18 protein-coding genes are annotated in these 17835 nt (G+C 44.3%); 16 read left to right on the forward strand and 2 right to left on the reverse strand.

The window, feature by feature from the left end; genetic code table 11:
- Window positions 1–34: 34 nt before the first annotated feature.
- Window positions 35–640, reverse strand: coding sequence for a glycerol-3-phosphate 1-O-acyltransferase PlsY (gene plsY, locus JCM16456_RS02410; protein ID WP_068712052.1), 606 nt, complete (start codon window positions 638–640; stop codon window positions 35–37).
- A gap of 175 nt (window positions 641–815) precedes the next feature.
- Between plsY and folB the strand changes: the two genes are divergently transcribed.
- From folB to rpoS, 11 genes are all read left to right on the forward strand, one after another.
- Window positions 816–1169 (forward strand): dihydroneopterin aldolase, encoded by a 354-nt coding sequence (gene folB, locus JCM16456_RS02415; RefSeq protein ID WP_068712053.1) that lies wholly within the window; start codon window positions 816–818, stop codon window positions 1167–1169.
- On the forward strand, window positions 1166–1666 hold the full coding sequence (gene folK / locus JCM16456_RS02420; protein WP_068712055.1) for a 2-amino-4-hydroxy-6-hydroxymethyldihydropteridine diphosphokinase: 501 nt from the start codon (window positions 1166–1168) through the stop codon (window positions 1664–1666). The genes folB and folK overlap by 4 nt, the downstream gene beginning before the upstream one ends.
- 4 nt (window positions 1667–1670) lie before the next feature.
- Complete coding sequence (locus JCM16456_RS02425) at window positions 1671–2441, forward strand: undecaprenyl-diphosphate phosphatase (RefSeq protein WP_068712057.1); 771 nt, start codon at window positions 1671–1673, stop codon at window positions 2439–2441.
- Window positions 2442–2827: 386 nt separating this feature from the next.
- Complete coding sequence (gene ftsB, locus JCM16456_RS02430; RefSeq protein WP_068712059.1) at window positions 2828–3109, forward strand: cell division protein FtsB; 282 nt, start codon at window positions 2828–2830, stop codon at window positions 3107–3109.
- Window positions 3109–3810 (forward strand): 2-C-methyl-D-erythritol 4-phosphate cytidylyltransferase, encoded by a 702-nt coding sequence (ispD, locus tag JCM16456_RS02435; protein WP_068712060.1) that lies wholly within the window; start codon window positions 3109–3111, stop codon window positions 3808–3810. Before ftsB ends, ispD begins: the two co-directional genes overlap by 1 nt.
- A complete protein-coding gene (gene ispF, locus JCM16456_RS02440; protein ID WP_068712061.1) occupies window positions 3807–4283 on the forward strand; it encodes a 2-C-methyl-D-erythritol 2,4-cyclodiphosphate synthase in 477 nt (158 codons plus the stop codon). Before ispD ends, ispF begins: the two co-directional genes overlap by 4 nt.
- Window positions 4284–4302: 19 nt before the next feature.
- Window positions 4303–5349 carry a tRNA pseudouridine(13) synthase TruD gene (gene truD / locus JCM16456_RS02445; protein WP_068712062.1) on the forward strand — a complete coding sequence of 349 codons (1047 nt, stop codon included), beginning with the start codon at window positions 4303–4305 and terminating at the stop codon, window positions 5347–5349.
- Window positions 5342–6097 (forward strand): 5'/3'-nucleotidase SurE, encoded by a 756-nt coding sequence (gene surE, locus JCM16456_RS02450; RefSeq protein ID WP_068712064.1) that lies wholly within the window; start codon window positions 5342–5344, stop codon window positions 6095–6097. The genes truD and surE overlap by 8 nt, the downstream gene beginning before the upstream one ends.
- A 4-nt stretch (window positions 6098–6101) precedes the next feature.
- Window positions 6102–6728, forward strand: coding sequence for a protein-L-isoaspartate(D-aspartate) O-methyltransferase (locus JCM16456_RS02455; protein ID WP_068712066.1), 627 nt, complete (start codon window positions 6102–6104; stop codon window positions 6726–6728).
- Window positions 6728–7642: a peptidoglycan DD-metalloendopeptidase family protein gene (locus JCM16456_RS02460; protein ID WP_068712067.1), complete on the forward strand. Its 915-nt coding sequence runs from the start codon at window positions 6728–6730 to the stop codon at window positions 7640–7642. The genes JCM16456_RS02455 and JCM16456_RS02460 overlap by 1 nt, the downstream gene beginning before the upstream one ends.
- 77 nt (window positions 7643–7719) lie before the next feature.
- Window positions 7720–8721: an RNA polymerase sigma factor RpoS gene (gene rpoS / locus JCM16456_RS02465; protein WP_068712068.1), complete on the forward strand. Its 1002-nt coding sequence runs from the start codon at window positions 7720–7722 to the stop codon at window positions 8719–8721.
- 78 nt (window positions 8722–8799) lie between these two features.
- Here rpoS and mutS read toward each other — a convergent pair whose 3' ends face one another.
- Window positions 8800–11364 (reverse strand): DNA mismatch repair protein MutS, encoded by a 2565-nt coding sequence (gene mutS / locus JCM16456_RS02470; protein WP_068712069.1) that lies wholly within the window; start codon window positions 11362–11364, stop codon window positions 8800–8802.
- Between the two features lie 84 nt (window positions 11365–11448).
- Here mutS and JCM16456_RS02475 point away from each other — a divergent pair, with 84 nt between their 5' ends.
- The 5 genes from JCM16456_RS02475 to JCM16456_RS02495 all read left to right on the forward strand — a co-directional run bounded on the left by JCM16456_RS02475 (window position 11449) and on the right by JCM16456_RS02495 (window position 17800).
- Window positions 11449–11934: a CinA family protein gene (locus JCM16456_RS02475; protein WP_068715848.1), complete on the forward strand. Its 486-nt coding sequence runs from the start codon at window positions 11449–11451 to the stop codon at window positions 11932–11934.
- A 156-nt stretch (window positions 11935–12090) separates the two neighbouring features.
- Window positions 12091–13140 carry a recombinase RecA gene (gene recA / locus JCM16456_RS02480; RefSeq protein WP_068712071.1) on the forward strand — a complete coding sequence of 350 codons (1050 nt, stop codon included), beginning with the start codon at window positions 12091–12093 and terminating at the stop codon, window positions 13138–13140.
- A 70-nt stretch (window positions 13141–13210) separates the two neighbouring features.
- The gene (gene recX, locus JCM16456_RS02485) at window positions 13211–13678 is read left to right on the forward strand and encodes a recombination regulator RecX (RefSeq protein WP_068715850.1); all 468 of its coding nucleotides are present in this window, start codon (window positions 13211–13213) and stop codon (window positions 13676–13678) included.
- Between the two features lie 156 nt (window positions 13679–13834).
- On the forward strand, window positions 13835–16417 hold the full coding sequence (alaS, locus tag JCM16456_RS02490; protein WP_068712073.1) for an alanine--tRNA ligase: 2583 nt from the start codon (window positions 13835–13837) through the stop codon (window positions 16415–16417).
- Window positions 16418–16612: 195 nt separating this feature from the next.
- Entirely contained in the window at window positions 16613–17800 is a 1188-nt protein-coding gene (locus tag JCM16456_RS02495) for an aspartate kinase (RefSeq protein WP_068712074.1), read from the forward strand.
- Window positions 17801–17835: the final 35 nt, after the last annotated feature.

Here is a 17835-nt window from a genome sequence, read left to right on the forward strand (position 1 = left end):
TCTATTATTATCCTAAGTGAGCTATCACGCTCATTTAGGATTCATCGACGATCTTTTTTTCACCCACCTTTGGCTCAGTGCCTGTAAAGAGTCGTTTTATATTTTGATGATGACGCAGCACAATTAAGCAGCACAGCATGGCGACAGGCAAGGTGTACATGGGTTTGATCATCCACGTATAAAGCGGCGCTAACAATACAGTGACTAATGCTGCGAGAGAGGAATAGCGAAACACCACGGCAACAAGGAGCCAAGTGAGCATGATCGCGGCGGTGAGATTGAGGCCTATTGGTGCGATAGCACCTAATGCAGTGGCAACACCTTTGCCTCCTTTAAAATGGAAGAATATTGGATACATGTGACCTAAACAGGCCGCAATAGCAATAATTCCCAGAACAAAAGGTTCAATACTTAAAAAGTAGCTGCCCCAGACCGGAATTGTGCCTTTGAGCATGTCGCAAATTAATACCGAGGCTGCGGCCTTTTTCCCGCCAATACGCAAGACATTTGTGGCACCGGGGTTATGTGAGCCAGTTTCTCGTGGATCAGGTAACTTTAATAGGCGACAAATCAGTACGGCACTGGATACTGACCCAAGTAAATAGGCGAAAATCGTCATTATTAGTGCCAGTGGAGTCATATTTGCCTCTAAGTTGTGCTGATAGTTCCGTTGATACTATCTAACAGTAGGGAAAGAAAAAACAACGTGAAATTCACATATTACTATCGTTTCGGTATATGATATCGCGACTGACAAATAGTACGTTTTTTTAATCGATTTGGGTATCCGACCTGTAAAAGGAACGAAATAAATAATGGATAAAGTTTTTATAGACCAGCTTGAAGTCATCGCCACGATTGGTGTTTACGATTGGGAACAGCAGATCAAACAGAAACTCATCCTAGATATTGAAATGGCGCATGATAATCGCCCTGCAGGTCTTAGTGATGATGTCAGTGATGCTTTAGATTATTCGACTGTAAGTAGCGCTGTGATTCAGCATATTGAATCAGGCCGTTTCTTGTTAGTTGAACGAGTGGCAGAGGAGATCGCTCAATTGATCATGGAACGTTTTGGTGTGCCATGGATTAAGATTCGTGTAGCTAAACCCAAAGCGGTCGCCCAAGCACGCAGTGTTGGGGTTGTGATTGAACGGGGAGTGGCATGATCACAACCTATGTTGGCATAGGATCCAATCTCGAACGAGAAAAACATATAGAGGCAGCGGTACGAGAGTTGGCCCGGCTGGGGTCAGGCTTAAAGCTCTCTACCATCTATGAGTGCGATGCGATTGGATTTAATAGTCATCCCTTCTACAACTTAGTGGCTCAATTTAATACTTCGCTCAGTTTAGAAGAGTTAGTGAGTGCACTTCGTGATATCGAAATGCGCTGGGGGAGGGACGTGGATGCACAGAAGTTTCAAGATCGCACGCTCGACTTAGACATTATTCTTTTTGGTGATGTTTGTTCAACTCAGAAACCTCAGTTACCACGTCCTGATATTTATCGTTATCCTTTCGTGATTCAACCTCTTTATGAACTTTGTCCGGAACTTCTTATTCCAAATGATGGTCGTTCTATACGGCAAATTTGGTCTTTGGCCAACGATCTCGATATTTTAAAAGCAATTCAACCTTGGTTTGACGAAACAACAATAGAGTAAATAAATGGACATACTGCAAAGTGCAATACTTGGCCTCATTGAAGGGGTAACGGAGTTCCTTCCTATCTCTTCAACTGGGCATTTGATCATCGCTAGTGAATGGTTAGGCTTACCACAAACCGATAGTAATAAAGCGTTTGAAGTGATTATTCAGTTGGCTGCTATTTTGGCGGTACTAACCAATTACAAAGAACGTTTTCACCCTAAATATTTCTCTTTGTGGATGAAAGTATTTATTGCTTTCCTTCCAATTGCCGCGATTGGCTTTTTATTGAAAGATGAAGTGAAGTCTCTCTTTACCGTTACTGTTGTTCCAATCATGTTTATTGTTGGCGGTATTATCTTCCTAATTGTGGAACGATATCTAAAGAATCGCGAGCCATCGACTCATACCTTAGATGAGATTTCTTATCGCCAAGCTGTTGCGATTGGTGTCGCGCAAGTTTTTGCTTTAGTTCCGGGCACTAGCCGCGCCGGTTCAACCATTGTGGGTGCCTTGTTAGCCGGTGTTAGCCGCACTGCGAGTGCTGAGTTTTCGTTCTTACTGGCGCTACCAGTAATGGTTGCGGCAAGTGGTTTAGACTTGCTTGGTCACTACAAAGATTTCACCCCAGAAATGTTTAAAGCATTGGCGGTGGGTTTTGTTGTCGCTTACCTGTCTGCTTGGGTTGTAATGAAGCTGTTCTTAGCATTCTTAAATCGTTTTACATTCAATGCGTTTGGTATTTATCGTATTGTATTCGGTGTCGCGCTGCTACTGTGGATTTACGCATAATTTAGTGCACAAGGCCTCTCTATAGTAGGGGGCCTTAAAATCTATTCTGATTGGTATAAGAGAAAAGCGACTTTCTAGCGGAGGTCGCTTTTTTGTTTATCTAAGGGAATGACCATTCCTGCCGCCATTGAGCTTGACCTGTGCTCGTTGATGAAGCTCTGATGTCTGCATCTTGAGGTCATTTGGGTATAGAATATGTAATTTCTCGCAAAGGCATGACACCTTGAAAAATGAAGAGATTATTCTAAAAAGAGGTGATCTCCTTACAGAGAGGTTTTGGTCCTAACTCGCTAAAATGAGAGGCTTATGCTATAAGTGGACCGTACCTCCAGTTTTTAACACTTTATGTTTTTTATGTGGCATAAATTAAGCGGTGAGTATTGAAGATGCGACTCTTTGCCTTGACCTTATTACTGCTCCTCGGCAGTCTGCAATATACCCTGTGGTTTGGTAAAAATGGGATATCCGATTACCAAACAGTAGCGAGCGAGACTGAAGCTCAAGAACAGGTAAATGCAAACCTTCATCAACGAAATCAAGAGATGTTTGCGGAAATTGACGATTTACGTCAAGGCTCAGATGCGATTGAAGAACGTGCTCGCCATGAGTTAGGCATGATTAAAGATGGAGAAACCTTTTACCGAATCATCGGTGAGGATAATAATTAATGAACCATGAGATAATCGCTATTGTGCCTGCTGCTGGAGTCGGTAGCCGCATGAAAGCGGATCGTCCTAAGCAATATCTAAACTTACTAGGGCACACCGTGTTAGAGCACACGGTAGAAAAATTGCTCAGTCATCCAGCCATCACCCAAGTAGTGGTAGCAGTTAGTGACGATGATCCTTATTTCCCAGAGCTTTCTTTGGCATCCCATGAGCGAGTTATTCGAGTTTCCGGTGGTAAAGAGCGGGCTGATTCTGTGCTTTCTGCGCTCAACTATGTTTGCCAAAACCTGAAAAATGAATGGGTGTTAGTGCACGATGCAGCAAGGCCTTGTGTTAATCTAGATGACGTTTCCGGTTTGATTGATGTTGCTACGCAACATAGAGTAGGCGCAATTTTGGCGTCACCAGTACGCGATACAATGAAACGGTCTGATTCAGAACAACAAATTCAACATACTGTGGATAGAGTAGCACTTTGGCATGCGTTAACCCCGCAGATGTTTCGTGCTCAATCTCTACAACGTGCATTGCACGATGCATTACAACAACAAGTAACCATCACCGATGAAGCTTCTGCTTTTGAGTGGCTAGGTTATGCTCCTGCACTGGTCGCAGGTCGAGCAGATAATATTAAAATCACTCAACCCGAAGATCTCGCGTTAGCTGAGTTCTATCTCCGACGTGAAAAGGAAGAAAAATGATTAGAATTGGCCACGGTTTTGACGTACACAAATTTGGCGGTGAAGGCCCAATTATTATTGGTGGAGTGTCGATTCCTTACGAGCAAGGTTTGATTGCTCACTCCGATGGCGATGTTGCATTACACGCGCTTTGTGATGCTCTGCTTGGTGCAATCGCAGCCGGTGATATTGGTCGTCATTTCCCTGATACTGACGATAAGTGGAAAGGTGCGGACAGTCGAGAACTATTGAAAGATGTTTATCGCCGCGTAAAAGAGCAAGGCTATCGTCTTGGTAATGCTGACATTACTATTTTGGCACAAGCGCCCAAAATGGCACCTCACATTGAGGCTATGTGCCAAGCGATTGCTCAAGATCTAGAGACCGAACTGGGTAATGTGAACGTCAAAGCAACAACCACTGAGCGTTTAGGTTTTACTGGACGCAAAGAAGGCATCGCTTGTGAGGCGGTTGTCTTATTAACTCGCATTTAAGCGACATTGGAAATACAGAATGAGTGATATTTTGGCACCTTTTGCTTATCTATGTGGTAAGCCAACGGCAAAAGCAAAACTAAAAGCCTTACCTGAACATTTTCAGGTAGTTGAAGATCTTGGGTATCCTTTAAGTGGCAGTGGCGACTTTTTAATGGTGCACATTCGTAAAACGGGTGAGAACACCAGTTTTGTAGCAAATGAGCTAGCTAAAGCGTGTGGCGTTAAATCAAAAGATGTGAGCTGGGCTGGGTTAAAAGACCGCCACGCAGTCACGGAGCAGTGGCTGTGTGTTCATCTTCCTGGCAAATCGTTCCCTAATTTGGCGTTGTTCCAGATAGAGCATCCGACGATCGAAGTTCTGGAAATGACACGTCATAACCGCAAATTGCGCCCTGGTGATCTTCAAGCGAACCATTTTGTGGTCACTCTTTCTGAAGTTTCCGATGTGTCTGATGTGTTAGCACGTCTTGCAGTCGTCAAAGAACAAGGCGTGCCAAACTATTTTGGCAGTCAGCGTTTTGGTCGTGATGGCAATAACCTGCATGAAGCGCGCCGTTGGGGCCGCGAGAATGTTCGTACTCGTAATCAGAAGCAGCGCAGTATGTATCTTTCTGCGGCACGCTCTTGGATTTTTAATCACATTGTTTCTCAACGTATTGAACAACAGGTGTTTAATACGGTTATGGCTGGTGATTTAGTGTTAAGTGCGGGCGAAGCTGTTCTTGCTGATTCTGCTCAATTACCAACACTGCAACAGCAAGTGGAGTCTGAGATGGCTGCCATTAGCGCTGCCCTTGCGGGAGATAATGCCCTACCTACTCAAGGTGCTGCGCAGCAATTAGAGCAGTCTTGTCTTGATGCGGAAGACGATTTGATGGCGTTGATTCGTGGTAACCGGATGCGTCATGATCGCCGTGCCATTTCATTAAAAGCAAAAGATTTGGTCTGGGAAGTCGATAACGATATGATTAAACTCAGTTTCACATTAGATTCTGGTAGTTTCGCTACCTCAATCGTTCGTGAACTTATCGAAGAGATACCCGTAGAGCGCCACTATGACTGATAAACGAGTGAATATTCTCCTAAGCAACGATGATGGTGTTTATGCTGAAGGCATTGCTGTACTCGAACATGCCTTAGCCGATATCGCTAATATTACGGTAGTTGCACCTGATCGTAATCGTTCCGGTGCTTCCAATTCGTTGACTTTAGAACAGCCGTTACGTGTAAACCAAATTGCGCCACAGCGTTATTCGGTACAGGGAACGCCAACCGATTGTGTGCATTTTGCGCTTAACGAATTGCTACGCGACAACAAACCTGACTTGGTACTCACCGGGATTAATCACGGAGCCAATTTGGGAGATGATGTTCTGTATTCAGGAACGGTCGCGGCAGCGATGGAAGGGCATTTTCTTGGTGTGCAATCTATCGCGTTTTCTTTGGTTGGAACGCAGAATTTTACAACTGCAGCGCATATTGCGCGTCAAATGGTGGAGCAACACCTTGCTAATGCTATTCCAACCAATCGTCTATTAAATGTGAATGTGCCTGATTGTGCCATTGAACATCTGAAAGGATTTCAAGTGACTCGACTAGGTGCTCGTCACCACGCGGAAAACATGATTCGCCAGAAAGACCCCCGTGGTCACGATATTTTTTGGTTAGGGCCTCCAGGAGAGCGTGCCGATGCAGGTGAAGGCACTGACTTTCACGCTATCGATAAAGGGTTTGTCTCTGTAACGCCACTGCAGGTTGATCTTACGGCTCATGAGTCGCTCAATTGTATGAATGATTGGTTGAAAGGATAGGTGAATGGCGAACCCAAAAGCTGAAAAGTTGGTTCAGTTTTTAGCCGCTCAAGGCATCACAGATCAGCGCGTATTAGAGGCTATGTATTCAGTGCCCAGAGAAGCGTTCGTTTCTCAAGCCATGATGCATCAAGCCTATGACAATAACGCTCTACCTATTGGGCAGGGACAAACCATTTCCCAACCGTACATTGTCGCTAAAATGACGCAGATGCTGGAATTAAATCATGCTAGTCGAGTCTTAGAAGTAGGAACGGGCTCTGGGTATCAAACCGCGGTGTTAGCGCATTTGGTGCAACACGTTTGTTCGATAGAGAGAATCAAGTCATTACAGTGGGATGCAAAACGCCGACTGAAGCAGCTCGACATTTATAATGTATCAACAAAGCATGGTGATGGTTGGATGGGGTGGCCGAGCAAAGGGCCGTTTGATGCGATCATCGTTACTGCTGCTGCGGAATCTGTTCCTCAGGCCTTACTTGATCAACTTGCTGATGGAGGGCGTCTTGTGATTCCTGTTGGAGATGATCAACAACAGCTATATGTGATTCAACGCCAAGGAGACCAATGGATTTATCAGTCAATCGAAGATGTACGATTTGTACCGTTAATTCCTGGTGATTTAGCGTAATGATGAGCATCCCATTCAGACATCTGCTGGCATTTAGCCTCTCTGGCTTATTAGTCGGATGTGCACCACACATGCCTGCTCCGGTGTCTGGATTGGGAAAAGATTACAATGCCATAGAACGCGGTAGTTACCGTGGTAGTTACTATCAGGTAAAATCCGGTGATACGCTTTACTTCATCTCTTATATCACCGACAAAGATGTAAAAGAAATCATTCGTTACAATAATCTAGCGCCTCCTTATGTGATCCATCCCGGAGATCGACTCAAACTCTGGGGACCAAAGTACACTCCCCCCGTGCATGGTTCCAGAGCAAATGTTACGAGAAAAATCCCTGTTACTTCTCCGGTTATCAAGGCTCCAAGCACAATTTCTACACCTACGACAAAGGTGGCGAGTGCATCTAATTCTTTGAAAAATACCTCTAAAGTGGGTGGTAAAACCGCGAGTAAGGGTATTGATCAAGGCAAATCAAAAGAGTATGTTGGTCATAGCGGTAACAAGAATGTTAACGCTAAATTAAAAACTCCTAATGTGTCAGACCATAAGATTTCCAAATGGTTATGGCCAACAAAAGGACGAATTATTAGTCAGTTCTCAGCAGGGGATCAGGGAAATAGAGGGATAGATATCGCAGGGCAGCGAGGTCAATCCATCGTATCTACTGCATCAGGCACTGTAGTCTATTCAGGCAATGCATTACGGGGCTATGGGAACCTAATTATTATAAAGCACAATGATAACTACATTAGTGCATATGCCCACAACGACCGGTTGCTGGTTAAAGAAGGTCAAAGTGTGAGAGGCGGGCAGAAAATCGCCACGATGGGAAGTTCGGGTTCGACAAGTGTCCGTTTGCATTTTGAAATTCGCTATCAAGGTAAATCTGTTAATCCAAAACGGTATTTGCCATAAACAACATACTTTATAGATGAGTCATGTAACGACATTGAAGTTGAAATGTCTTGCTTTACTTGCCATGGGGAGGCGCTATGAGTATCAGCAATACAGCCACTAAAGTTGAAAATTTCGAATATGACCGTGACGTAATTGAAACGGATAACGAATTAACAACAACTAGTGAAGAAAGTTCTAATGACACGGACAGCAATGATGACGTTCGCGAAGAGTTTGATGTTTCATCCAAAAGTTTAGATGCAACACAGATGTATTTAAGCGAAATCGGCTTTTCTCCTTTGTTGACCGCAGAAGAAGAAGTTCTCTATGCACGCCGCGCTTTGCGTGGTTGTGAAGCCGCCAGAAAACGTATGATCGAAAGTAACTTACGTTTAGTGGTTAAAATTTCTCGCCGCTACAGTAATCGTGGTTTAGCTCTTCTGGATCTTATTGAAGAAGGTAACCTTGGTTTGATTCGAGCAGTGGAAAAATTCGACCCAGAACGCGGATTCCGTTTTTCAACTTACGCAACATGGTGGATTCGTCAAACGATTGAACGCGCTTTGATGAATCAAACTCGCACCATTCGCTTACCTATCCATGTTGTGAAAGAACTCAATATTTATCTGCGTACTGCTCGTGAACTATCACAACGTTTAGACCATGAACCAACAGCGGAAGAGATCGCTCTTGAGCTTGATAAGCCGGTAGACGATGTGAGCAAAATGCTTCGTTTGAACGAACGTATTAGCTCTGTTGACACGCCAATCGGTGGTGATGGGGATAAAGCATTGCTGGATATTATTCCAGATGCAAACAACTCAGATCCTGAAGTTTCTACTCAAGATGATGATATTCGTGATTCTCTAATGAATTGGTTAGATGAACTCAATCCAAAACAGAAAGAAGTGTTAGCACGTCGTTTTGGCTTACTTGGCTATGAACCATCGACTCTTGAAGAGGTGGGACGTGAGATTAATCTAACCCGAGAACGAGTTCGTCAAATTCAAGTGGAAGGATTACGCCGTTTGAGAGAGATCCTGATGAAACAAGGCTTAAGTATGGAATCTCTGTTCAACGTTGAAGTAGAAATGTAACGTTTCGACGATATCAAAAGTAAGGCACTCAAATGAGTGCCTTTTTTAGTTTTCGACTTTTTGGTTGAGCAAAGATCGTTACAACATTTTTTTTAGTTGATAGATCAAATCTAAGGCTTGGCGTGGTGAAAGATCATTTGGATCAATCGCGCTGAGTGCTTGTTCCACCTCACTTGGCTCGGGGATTAAACTGAGTTGATTAGCAATGTCGACGGTTGAAGTAGGATTGAGCCCTGTTTCACTTTTACCAATTTGCTCTAATTGAGCTAACTTCTGGCGCGCTTGCTTGATCACCTCTTTTGGTACACCAGCCAAACCTGCAACAGCTAAACCATAAGATTTACTTGCTGCGCCTTCATTAACGGAGTGCATAAAGGCAATGCTATCGCCATGCTCTACGGCATCAAGGTGAACGTTAACTAAATTTGGCACCAGTTTTGGTAACTCTGTGAGTTCAAAGTAGTGAGTCGCAAATAAGGTAAGAGCACCTATTTTTTTCGCCAACCATTCAGCGCTTGCCCAAGCCAGTGATAAACCATCATAAGTACTGGTACCACGGCCGATTTCATCCATCAGTACCAAGCTTTGCGCAGTTGCGTTATGCAAGATATTGGCAGTTTCTGTCATTTCAACCATGAAGGTAGAACGACCAGAAGCTAGGTCGTCAGAAGCCCCTATACGGGTGAAAATGCGATCAAGTTGACCAATCGATGCTGAGCGAGCTGGAACATAAGAACCGATATGTGCCATTAACGCGATCAACGCAGTTTGACGCATATAGGTTGATTTACCCCCCATATTCGGCCCTGTTATGATCAACATTTGACGCTCTGGAGCAAGGTCGATTGGGTTGGCAATAAATGGGTCATCCATCACTTGTTCTACAACTGGGTGACGACCATCTTCGATATGAATGCCTATCTCTGTCGTTAACGTTGGACGGCAATAATCCAAGGTATCGGCGCGTTCTGCTAGGTTTTGCAGAATATCGAGTTGAGATAGAGCTGATGCTAAGTTTTGTAGTGCTTCTAAATGCGGGAGTAGCAGATCAAAAAGCTCTTCCCAAAGTTGTTTCTCTAAAGCAAGGGCCTTGGACTTCGAATTTAGTACTTTATCCTCATGCTGTTTCAACTCTGGCGTGATATAGCGTTCGGCATTTTTCAATGTTTGACGACGCATATAATGCGGTGGAACAAGATGGCTTTGGCCTCGGCTTACTTGAATAAAGAAGCCATGCACGTTGTTATAACCCACTTTTAGTGAATCAATACCATGACGTTCACGTTCATCCGCTTCCATTTTTTCTAAGAAAGAAGTAGCGCCGGCGGCCAAGTCTCGCCATTCATCTAATTCGGCATTGTAGTTAGGGGCGATAACACCACCGTCGCGAATAACCACGGGTGGGTTCTCTATGATGGCGTTTGCAAGTAGTGCGCTTAACTCATCCATAGGGGCAGCATAGTCTTTCAACTGAGCCAAATATGGATGTTTCACTTGGGCTAATAGTTCCGCTAGTTCAGGCAGTTGCGATAGTGCATTACGTAAACGAGCTAGATCGCGTGGACGAGCTGAGCGCAAAGCTAAACGAGCAAGTATGCGTTCAATATCGCCGATCTGCTTCAATACGGGGTGAAGCTCAGCAAATAAGACGTCATCTTTAATTTCACCGATGGCATCTAGACGTTGATTTAATGCCTCGAAGTGACGCATTGGCTGATGAATCCAACGTTTGAGCATGCGGCTGCCCATTGGCGTTGCACAGTGATCAAGTACTTCAGCAAGGGTGTTATCTGTGCCACCGGATAGATTCTGAGTCAGTTCAAGGTTGCGACGAGTCGCTGCATCTAAGATCACTGATTGATCTTGGCGATCCAAGGTCAATGAACGAATGTGCGGTAATGCGGTGCGTTGGGTGTCTTTCACGTATTGAATCAGACAGCCTGCCGCGCAAAGACCCAAGTTCGCCTTTTCTACGCCAAAGCCTACCAAGTCTTTAGTGCCAAATTGTTGGTTCAATTGTTGTTTAGCGGTTTGCAGTTCAAATTCCCAAACTGGGCGACGACGATTACCTTGGCGATGTGCCATGAGTTGAACTGGCTCAAAGTCTTCAGGGAAGAGCAATTCGCGTGGCGCAGTACGTTGTAGCTCTGCAGCCATAGCTTCTTCTGTTTCAGGCTCGATCAGTTGGAAACGACCTGAGGTTAAATCTAGTGTGGCATAACCAAAGCGACCAGATTGATGGTAAATGGCGGCAATCAGGTTATCTACTCGCTCCGATAACAAGGCTTCGTCGGTTACGGTACCAGGTGTAACAATACGTACAACTTTACGCTCAACTGGGCCTTTGCTGGTGGCTGGGTCGCCAATTTGTTCACAAATGGCTACGGACTCACCGAGTTGCACGAGCTTAGCAAGATAGCTTTCAACGGCATGGAAAGGGACGCCTGCCATCGGAATTGGCTCGCCCGCCGAAGCGCCACGTTTCGTTAATGAGATATCAAGTAACTGAGATGCGCGTTTTGCATCGTCATAGAACAGTTCGTAAAAATCTCCCATTCGGTAAAACAGCAAAATATCTGGGTTTTCCGCTTTAAGCTTCAGATATTGCTGCATCATAGGAGTATGTTGTTTCTCGGCAGTCACGGATTACTTCTTTTGTTTAAGGACTTTGCGGCTTAGGATACGTGAATCACCATCATGCGAAAAGATGAAATGAGGTTTTTGGTCATGCAATCGTTACAAAATTTGAGTCATACCCTTGGGCAGATGTTACTTCAAGAAAAACAGGTATTGGTTACCGCTGAATCATGTACTGGTGGTGGTGTCGCCAGCGCAATTACGGATATAGCGGGAAGCTCCCAATGGTTTGATCGGGCTTTTGTGACCTACACCAATGAAGCTAAACAAGAAATGATTGATGTAAAAGAGGCCACATTAGCAGCTTATGGTGCGGTTTCTGAACCTGTCGTAATAGAAATGGTGCAAGGCGCTCTTGCTCATTCTCATGGTACGATTGGCGTATCGATTAGCGGTATCGCAGGCCCCGGTGGTGGTTCTGAGGCCAAGCCAGTAGGTACTGTGTGTTTCGCATGGGCAAATCGAGATGGTTGGCTCAAAGTCAGCACTGAGCATTTTGCTGGCGACCGAGCGCAAGTGAGGGAACAAGCTGTTCGTCATGCGTTATCAGTGATCAGTCAATATCTTGCTGGGTGAAAAAGTGACATCGGTCGAGTGCATGGCAAAAAATTAACATACAGGGGTGGACACTGTATGAATCAACAGTATAATGAGTGCCATCAAGACATTTAATTGTCGAACTGATTTTGCATCGATCACCCTATTTCAAAGAGTGACAGTCTGGAGAAAGTAATGGACGAAAATAAACAGAAGGCTCTCGCAGCAGCCCTAGGTCAAATTGAGAAACAATTCGGTAAAGGTTCCATTATGCGCCTTGGTGACAACCGCACAATGGATGTAGAAACGATTTCTACAGGTTCTCTCTCTCTAGACATCGCGTTAGGTGCTGGTGGTTTACCAATGGGCCGTATCGTTGAAATCTATGGTCCAGAATCGTCAGGTAAAACAACCCTTACTCTTGAACTTATCGCAGCAGCGCAACGTGAAGGTAAAACCTGTGCGTTTATCGATGCAGAGCACGCGCTTGACCCTATCTACGCTCGTAAATTGGGTGTAAATATCGATGAACTTTTGGTTTCTCAACCAGATACAGGTGAACAAGCACTTGAAATCTGTGATGCTTTGGCTCGTTCTGGCGCGGTTGATGTTATGGTTGTCGACTCGGTTGCGGCATTGACTCCTAAAGCTGAAATTGAAGGCGAAATGGGTGATAGCCACATGGGTCTGCAAGCTCGTATGCTTTCTCAAGCGATGCGTAAGCTAACTGGTAACCTAAAAGCCTCTAACTGTATGTGTATCTTCATCAACCAAATTCGTATGAAGATTGGTGTGATGTTTGGTAACCCAGAAACCACTACAGGTGGTAACGCACTTAAATTCTACGCTTCTGTTCGTCTTGATATTCGTCGTACTGGCGCAATCAAAGAAGGTGATGAAGTTGTGGGTAACGAAACCCGCATCAAAGTAGTGAAAAACAAAATTGCTGCACCATTTAAAGAAGCAAACACGCAAATTATGTATGGTCAAGGCTTTAACCGTGAAGGTGAGCTAATCGACCTAGGTGTTAAACACAAATTGGTTGAAAAAGCAGGTGCATGGTACAGCTACAATGGCGACAAAATTGGCCAAGGTAAAGCAAATGCGTGTAAGTATCTAAAAGAGAACACACATATTGCGCATGAGTTAGATACTAAACTACGCGATATGCTGCTTAGCCCTGTGTCAGAAGCTGATGTAGAAGAAGTGGATGCAAAAGCAGCCCCTGAGCAAGAAGAGCTATAAACTGCTCGACAGATAATTGAATAAACAAAGCCCTGCTCATGCGGGGCTTTTTGTTAGGATCAATACAATGATGAAGGCAAATAAAGCGCCAACACTGTCAGTTAAAGAAGCGGCTATTCAATTGCTTAGTCGACGCGATCATGGCATGTATGAGTTAGAGCAGAAACTGACGATAAAAGGTTACGAGTCGGCGGAGATCACTCAAGCAGTACAGTTGTGTCTTGAGTATGGTTATCTGGATGATTTTCGCTATGCCAAAAGTCAGGTAAGACAACATGTTTATAAAGGTCATGGTGAACGACGAATTCGTCAAGAACTGTCGCTTAAACGTGTTGCTGAGCATGATGTGGATGCTGCGATTGAAGAAGAACAACCGGACTGGTTTGAATTAGCGAAAGAGACTGCATGGAAAAAGTTCAAAGGCCAAAAAGCGGAAGATGCAAAAGAATACGCTAAACAAGTCCGTTTTTTACAATATCGTGGTTTTAGCTTTGACCAAATTCAGTATGCACTCAGTAACTCATCAGAAGATGAGTAAGTTGTTCCCTGAGGGGGATTTAATTCTGCAATAGTACCGCTAATGTTCATCAAAACTGAGTTGATTTGACTCTTTTCACTTAGAGAACTAGGCGAACTCTTATCCATGCTTTACAATAGCGCAAAAATTTCATTTGAGAATTTCAGGAAGAGCTGCATGTACATGAGCACGGATGAGGTTCGCAACGCGTTCCTCTCATTCTTTGAAAGTAAAGGTCACCAGATTGTTGACAGTTCATCACTGGTACCTCATAACGACCCAACTCTGCTGTTTACTAACGCGGGGATGAACCAATTTAAAGACTGTTTTCTAGGTTTAGAAAAGCGTTCTTACACTCGAGCGACAACAGCTCAGCGCTGTGTACGTGCAGGTGGTAAGCACAATGACCTAGAGAACGTCGGCTTCACTGCACGTCACCACACATTTTTTGAAATGTTGGGTAACTTTAGTTTCGGTGATTACTTCAAAGAAGACGCGATTAAGTTTGCGTGGGAATTTCTAACCAGTGTGTTGAAACTGCCACAAGAACGTCTGCTAGTCACTGTTTACCAAACTGACGATGAAGCTTTCGATATCTGGAACAAACAAATCGGTTTGCCAGCGGATCGCATCGTGCGTATCGGTGATAAAAAAGGTGGTAAAGCCTACGAGTCAGATAACTTCTGGCAAATGGGGGATACTGGTCCTTGTGGCCCTTGTTCTGAAATTTTCTATGATCACGGTGATCACATTTGGGGTGGCCGTCCTGGTACACCTGAAGAAGATGGCGACCGTTTTATCGAGATCTGGAACAACGTATTTATGCAGTTCAACCGTCTTGCTGATGGCACGATGGAACCTCTACCAAAACCATCAGTGGATACTGGTATGGGTATTGAACGTATTTCTGCAATTATGCAGGGCGTGCACTCTAACTACGAAATTGATGTATTCCAAACTCTCATCAAAGCAGCAGCTGACGTGATCGGTTACGAAGACCTTTCTAATCAGTCTTTGCGTGTTGTTGCTGACCACATTCGTTCATGTGCGTTTTTGATCGTTGACGGTGTAATGCCATCAAATGAAGGCCGTGGTTACGTTCTACGTCGTATCATTCGTCGTGCTGTTCGTCATGGTAACAAGCTTGGTGCGAAAGGCGCATTCTTCCATAAATTGGTTGGCCCTCTTGCTGAAATTATGGGTACTGCAGGTAAAGTTCTTAAAGAACAACAAGCTGTGGTAGAGAAAGTTCTGCGTATTGAAGAAGAGAACTTTGGTCGTACACTTGACCGTGGTCTTGCAATCTTAAATGAAGCGTTGGATAACCTTTCTGATAAAGAGCTTGATGGCGAAACCGTATTCAAACTCTACGATACTTATGGATTCCCAGCAGATTTAACCAACGATGTAGCGCGTGAACGCGGCTTTACTATCGACGAAGCTGGTTTTGAATCTGCGATGGAAGAGCAGCGTCAGCGTGCACGCGAAGCAGGGCAATTTGATACTGACTACAACACCAAAATTAAAGTAGATGGCAGCACTGAATTCTGTGGTTATACAGCAACAGAAGGTCGCAGCATCATCTCTCATTTGTTTGTTGATGGCGAAGAAGTAACTTCTTTATCTGCTGGTGACAAAGCGATTGTGGTTCTAGATGAAACGCCATTCTATGCTGAATCAGGCGGTCAAGCTGGTGATACCGGTGTTCTAGAAACAACTGCTGGTCGTTTTGTTGTTGAAGATACCCAAAAACTGGGTAATGCGATTGCTCATCATGGTGAACTCCAAGAAGGTGTTCTTGCTCAAGGTGATGAAGTGAAAGCTCTAGTGGATGAAGCTCGCCGTACAGCAAGCTCTCTAAACCACTCTGCAACTCACCTATTGCATGCTGCACTGCGTCATGTGTTAGGGACTCACGTTGCTCAGAAAGGCTCACTGGTTCGTGCTGAAGGCCTACGTTTTGACTTCTCTCATCTAGAAGCAATGACGGCGGATGAAATCAAACGTGTTGAACGTTTGGTTAATGAACATATCCGTCGTAACCACGTGATTGAAACGAACATCATGAACATTGACGAAGCGAAAGAAAAAGGCGCTATGGCTCTGTTCGGTGAAAAATACGATGATGAAGTTCGCGTGCTAAGCATGGGCGAATTTTCAACTGAACTGTGTGGTGGTATTCACGCTCATCACACTGGCGATATCGGTTTGTTTAAGATCACTTCAGAAAGTGGTATTGCGGCAGGTATTCGTCGTATTGAAGCGGTAACGGGGGACGCGGCTCTTGATTATCTCGAATCACAACATGCTAAATATGAGCATAAAGTGGAAGAGATGGCTCATAAAGCGAAGTCTCTAGAAAAAGAAATTCAACAACTGAAAGACAAGTTAGCTTCACAAGCGGGTTCAAGCCTAGTGAGTCAAGCTAAAGAAATTTCAGGTGTGAAAGTTTTAGTTGCTCAACTTGATGGTGCAGATAATAAAGCGCTGCGCGGCATGGTTGATGAACTGAAGAACCAATTGGGTAGCGGTATTATTATGCTCGGTAACGTAGCTGATGATAAAGTTGGCCTAATTGCAGGTGTGACAAAAGACCTAACTGGCAAAGTGAAAGCGGGTGACCTTGTTAATATGGTTGCTCAACAAGTTGGTGGTAAAGGTGGCGGTCGCCCTGATATGGCTCAAGCTGGTGGTAGCGATGCGAAAGCGCTTCCTGCTGCTCTTGAGTCTGTGGATGCTTGGATTGCTGAGCGTCTGTAAATAAAAATAAATGACGTACGGTTGATGTTTTTTTGACCGTGCGTAACATTACTCAATTAACCAAGTGGTTTAATTGGCTCAGTCAAAGCCAATTAGCTACTTGGTTTTGTTTTTGCAACTACCAAATCTATAGTCAATCAGTTGATTAGCTCGGTTTGGTCCTAATGAGACTTTGTCTTGGGAAGGTGAATACTGGTGAAAAAGTCCCTTGTCGTGCAAAAGTTTGGCGGAACGTCAGTTGGTTCTATTGAACGAATCAACACGGTTGCTGAACACATCATTAAAGCGAAAAATGATGGTAATCAAGTTGTTGTCGTGGTTTCTGCAATGTCGGGTGAAACCAATAGACTGTTAGGTTTGGCTCAACAAATCGATAGTGTACCGACAGCAAGAGAACTTGATGTTTTGCTCTCTGCAGGTGAACAAGTGTCAATGGCGCTGGTGGCAATGACTCTGAATAAAATGGGGTATTCTGCGCGTTCACTCACCGGAGCTCAGGCGAGCATTGTGACGGATAATCATCACAATGACGCGACAATTAAGCATATTGATACCCGAACGATTAATGAATTACTGGAACAAGATCACATTGTTATTGTTGCTGGTTTTCAAGGTGTCAATGAAAATGGGGACATCACTACATTAGGACGTGGCGGCTCAGATACCAGTGCGGTAACACTAGCTGGTGCTTTGCAAGCTGATGAATGTCAGATCTTTACCGATGTTAATGGTGTGTACACTTGTGACCCTCGTGTTGTGCCAACAGCTCAGAAACTGGATGTGATCGATTTCCCATCCATGGAAGAGATGGCTCGTAAAGGAGCTAAAGTGTTGCACTTGCCTTGTGTTCAGTATGCATGGCAACACCAAGTACCGTTACGTGTACTATCTACATTCGATGTAAATGCTGGCAGTCTAATCAAGGGTGAAGTGGGTACGCATCCTGTTTGTGGTATCGCGATTCAACGCGATATGGCAATTGTCTGTGTTAATCATGACGCATTATCAAGTTTAACGAAGCAGTGTCAGATGCTTGGGATTGAAGTTTGGAATGTGATCGATGAAGCAGATTGGGCAGGAGTGGTAGTAAAACATGATGCTTGCGCGAAATTAGAACTGGTTTTCAGCGATAAAATCCGTAACACTGAACTTGTGAGTTTATTGACCACGGTAGGTTTACAAGCACCACACTTGGTTGCTCGCTCTTGTGAGCTATTAGCCGAGAATGAGATTGATGTACGTTATATTTCGACCACAAACCAGTCTGCGATGCTGACCATAGCGCCGCAGGATGTTGTAGAAGCCGCTAATATTCTTCATAGTGCTTTTATTACATCAGACGAGGTTATACATGAACCAGTTATCCAAGCTAGCTTAGGTTAATAGCCATTTCGTCTAAAAGTTTACCTAAATATAAC

Origin of the sequence: Vibrio tritonius, assembly GCF_001547935.1 — a bacterium.
In the GTDB taxonomy this organism is placed as follows: Bacteria; Pseudomonadota; Gammaproteobacteria; order Enterobacterales; family Vibrionaceae; genus Vibrio; species Vibrio tritonius.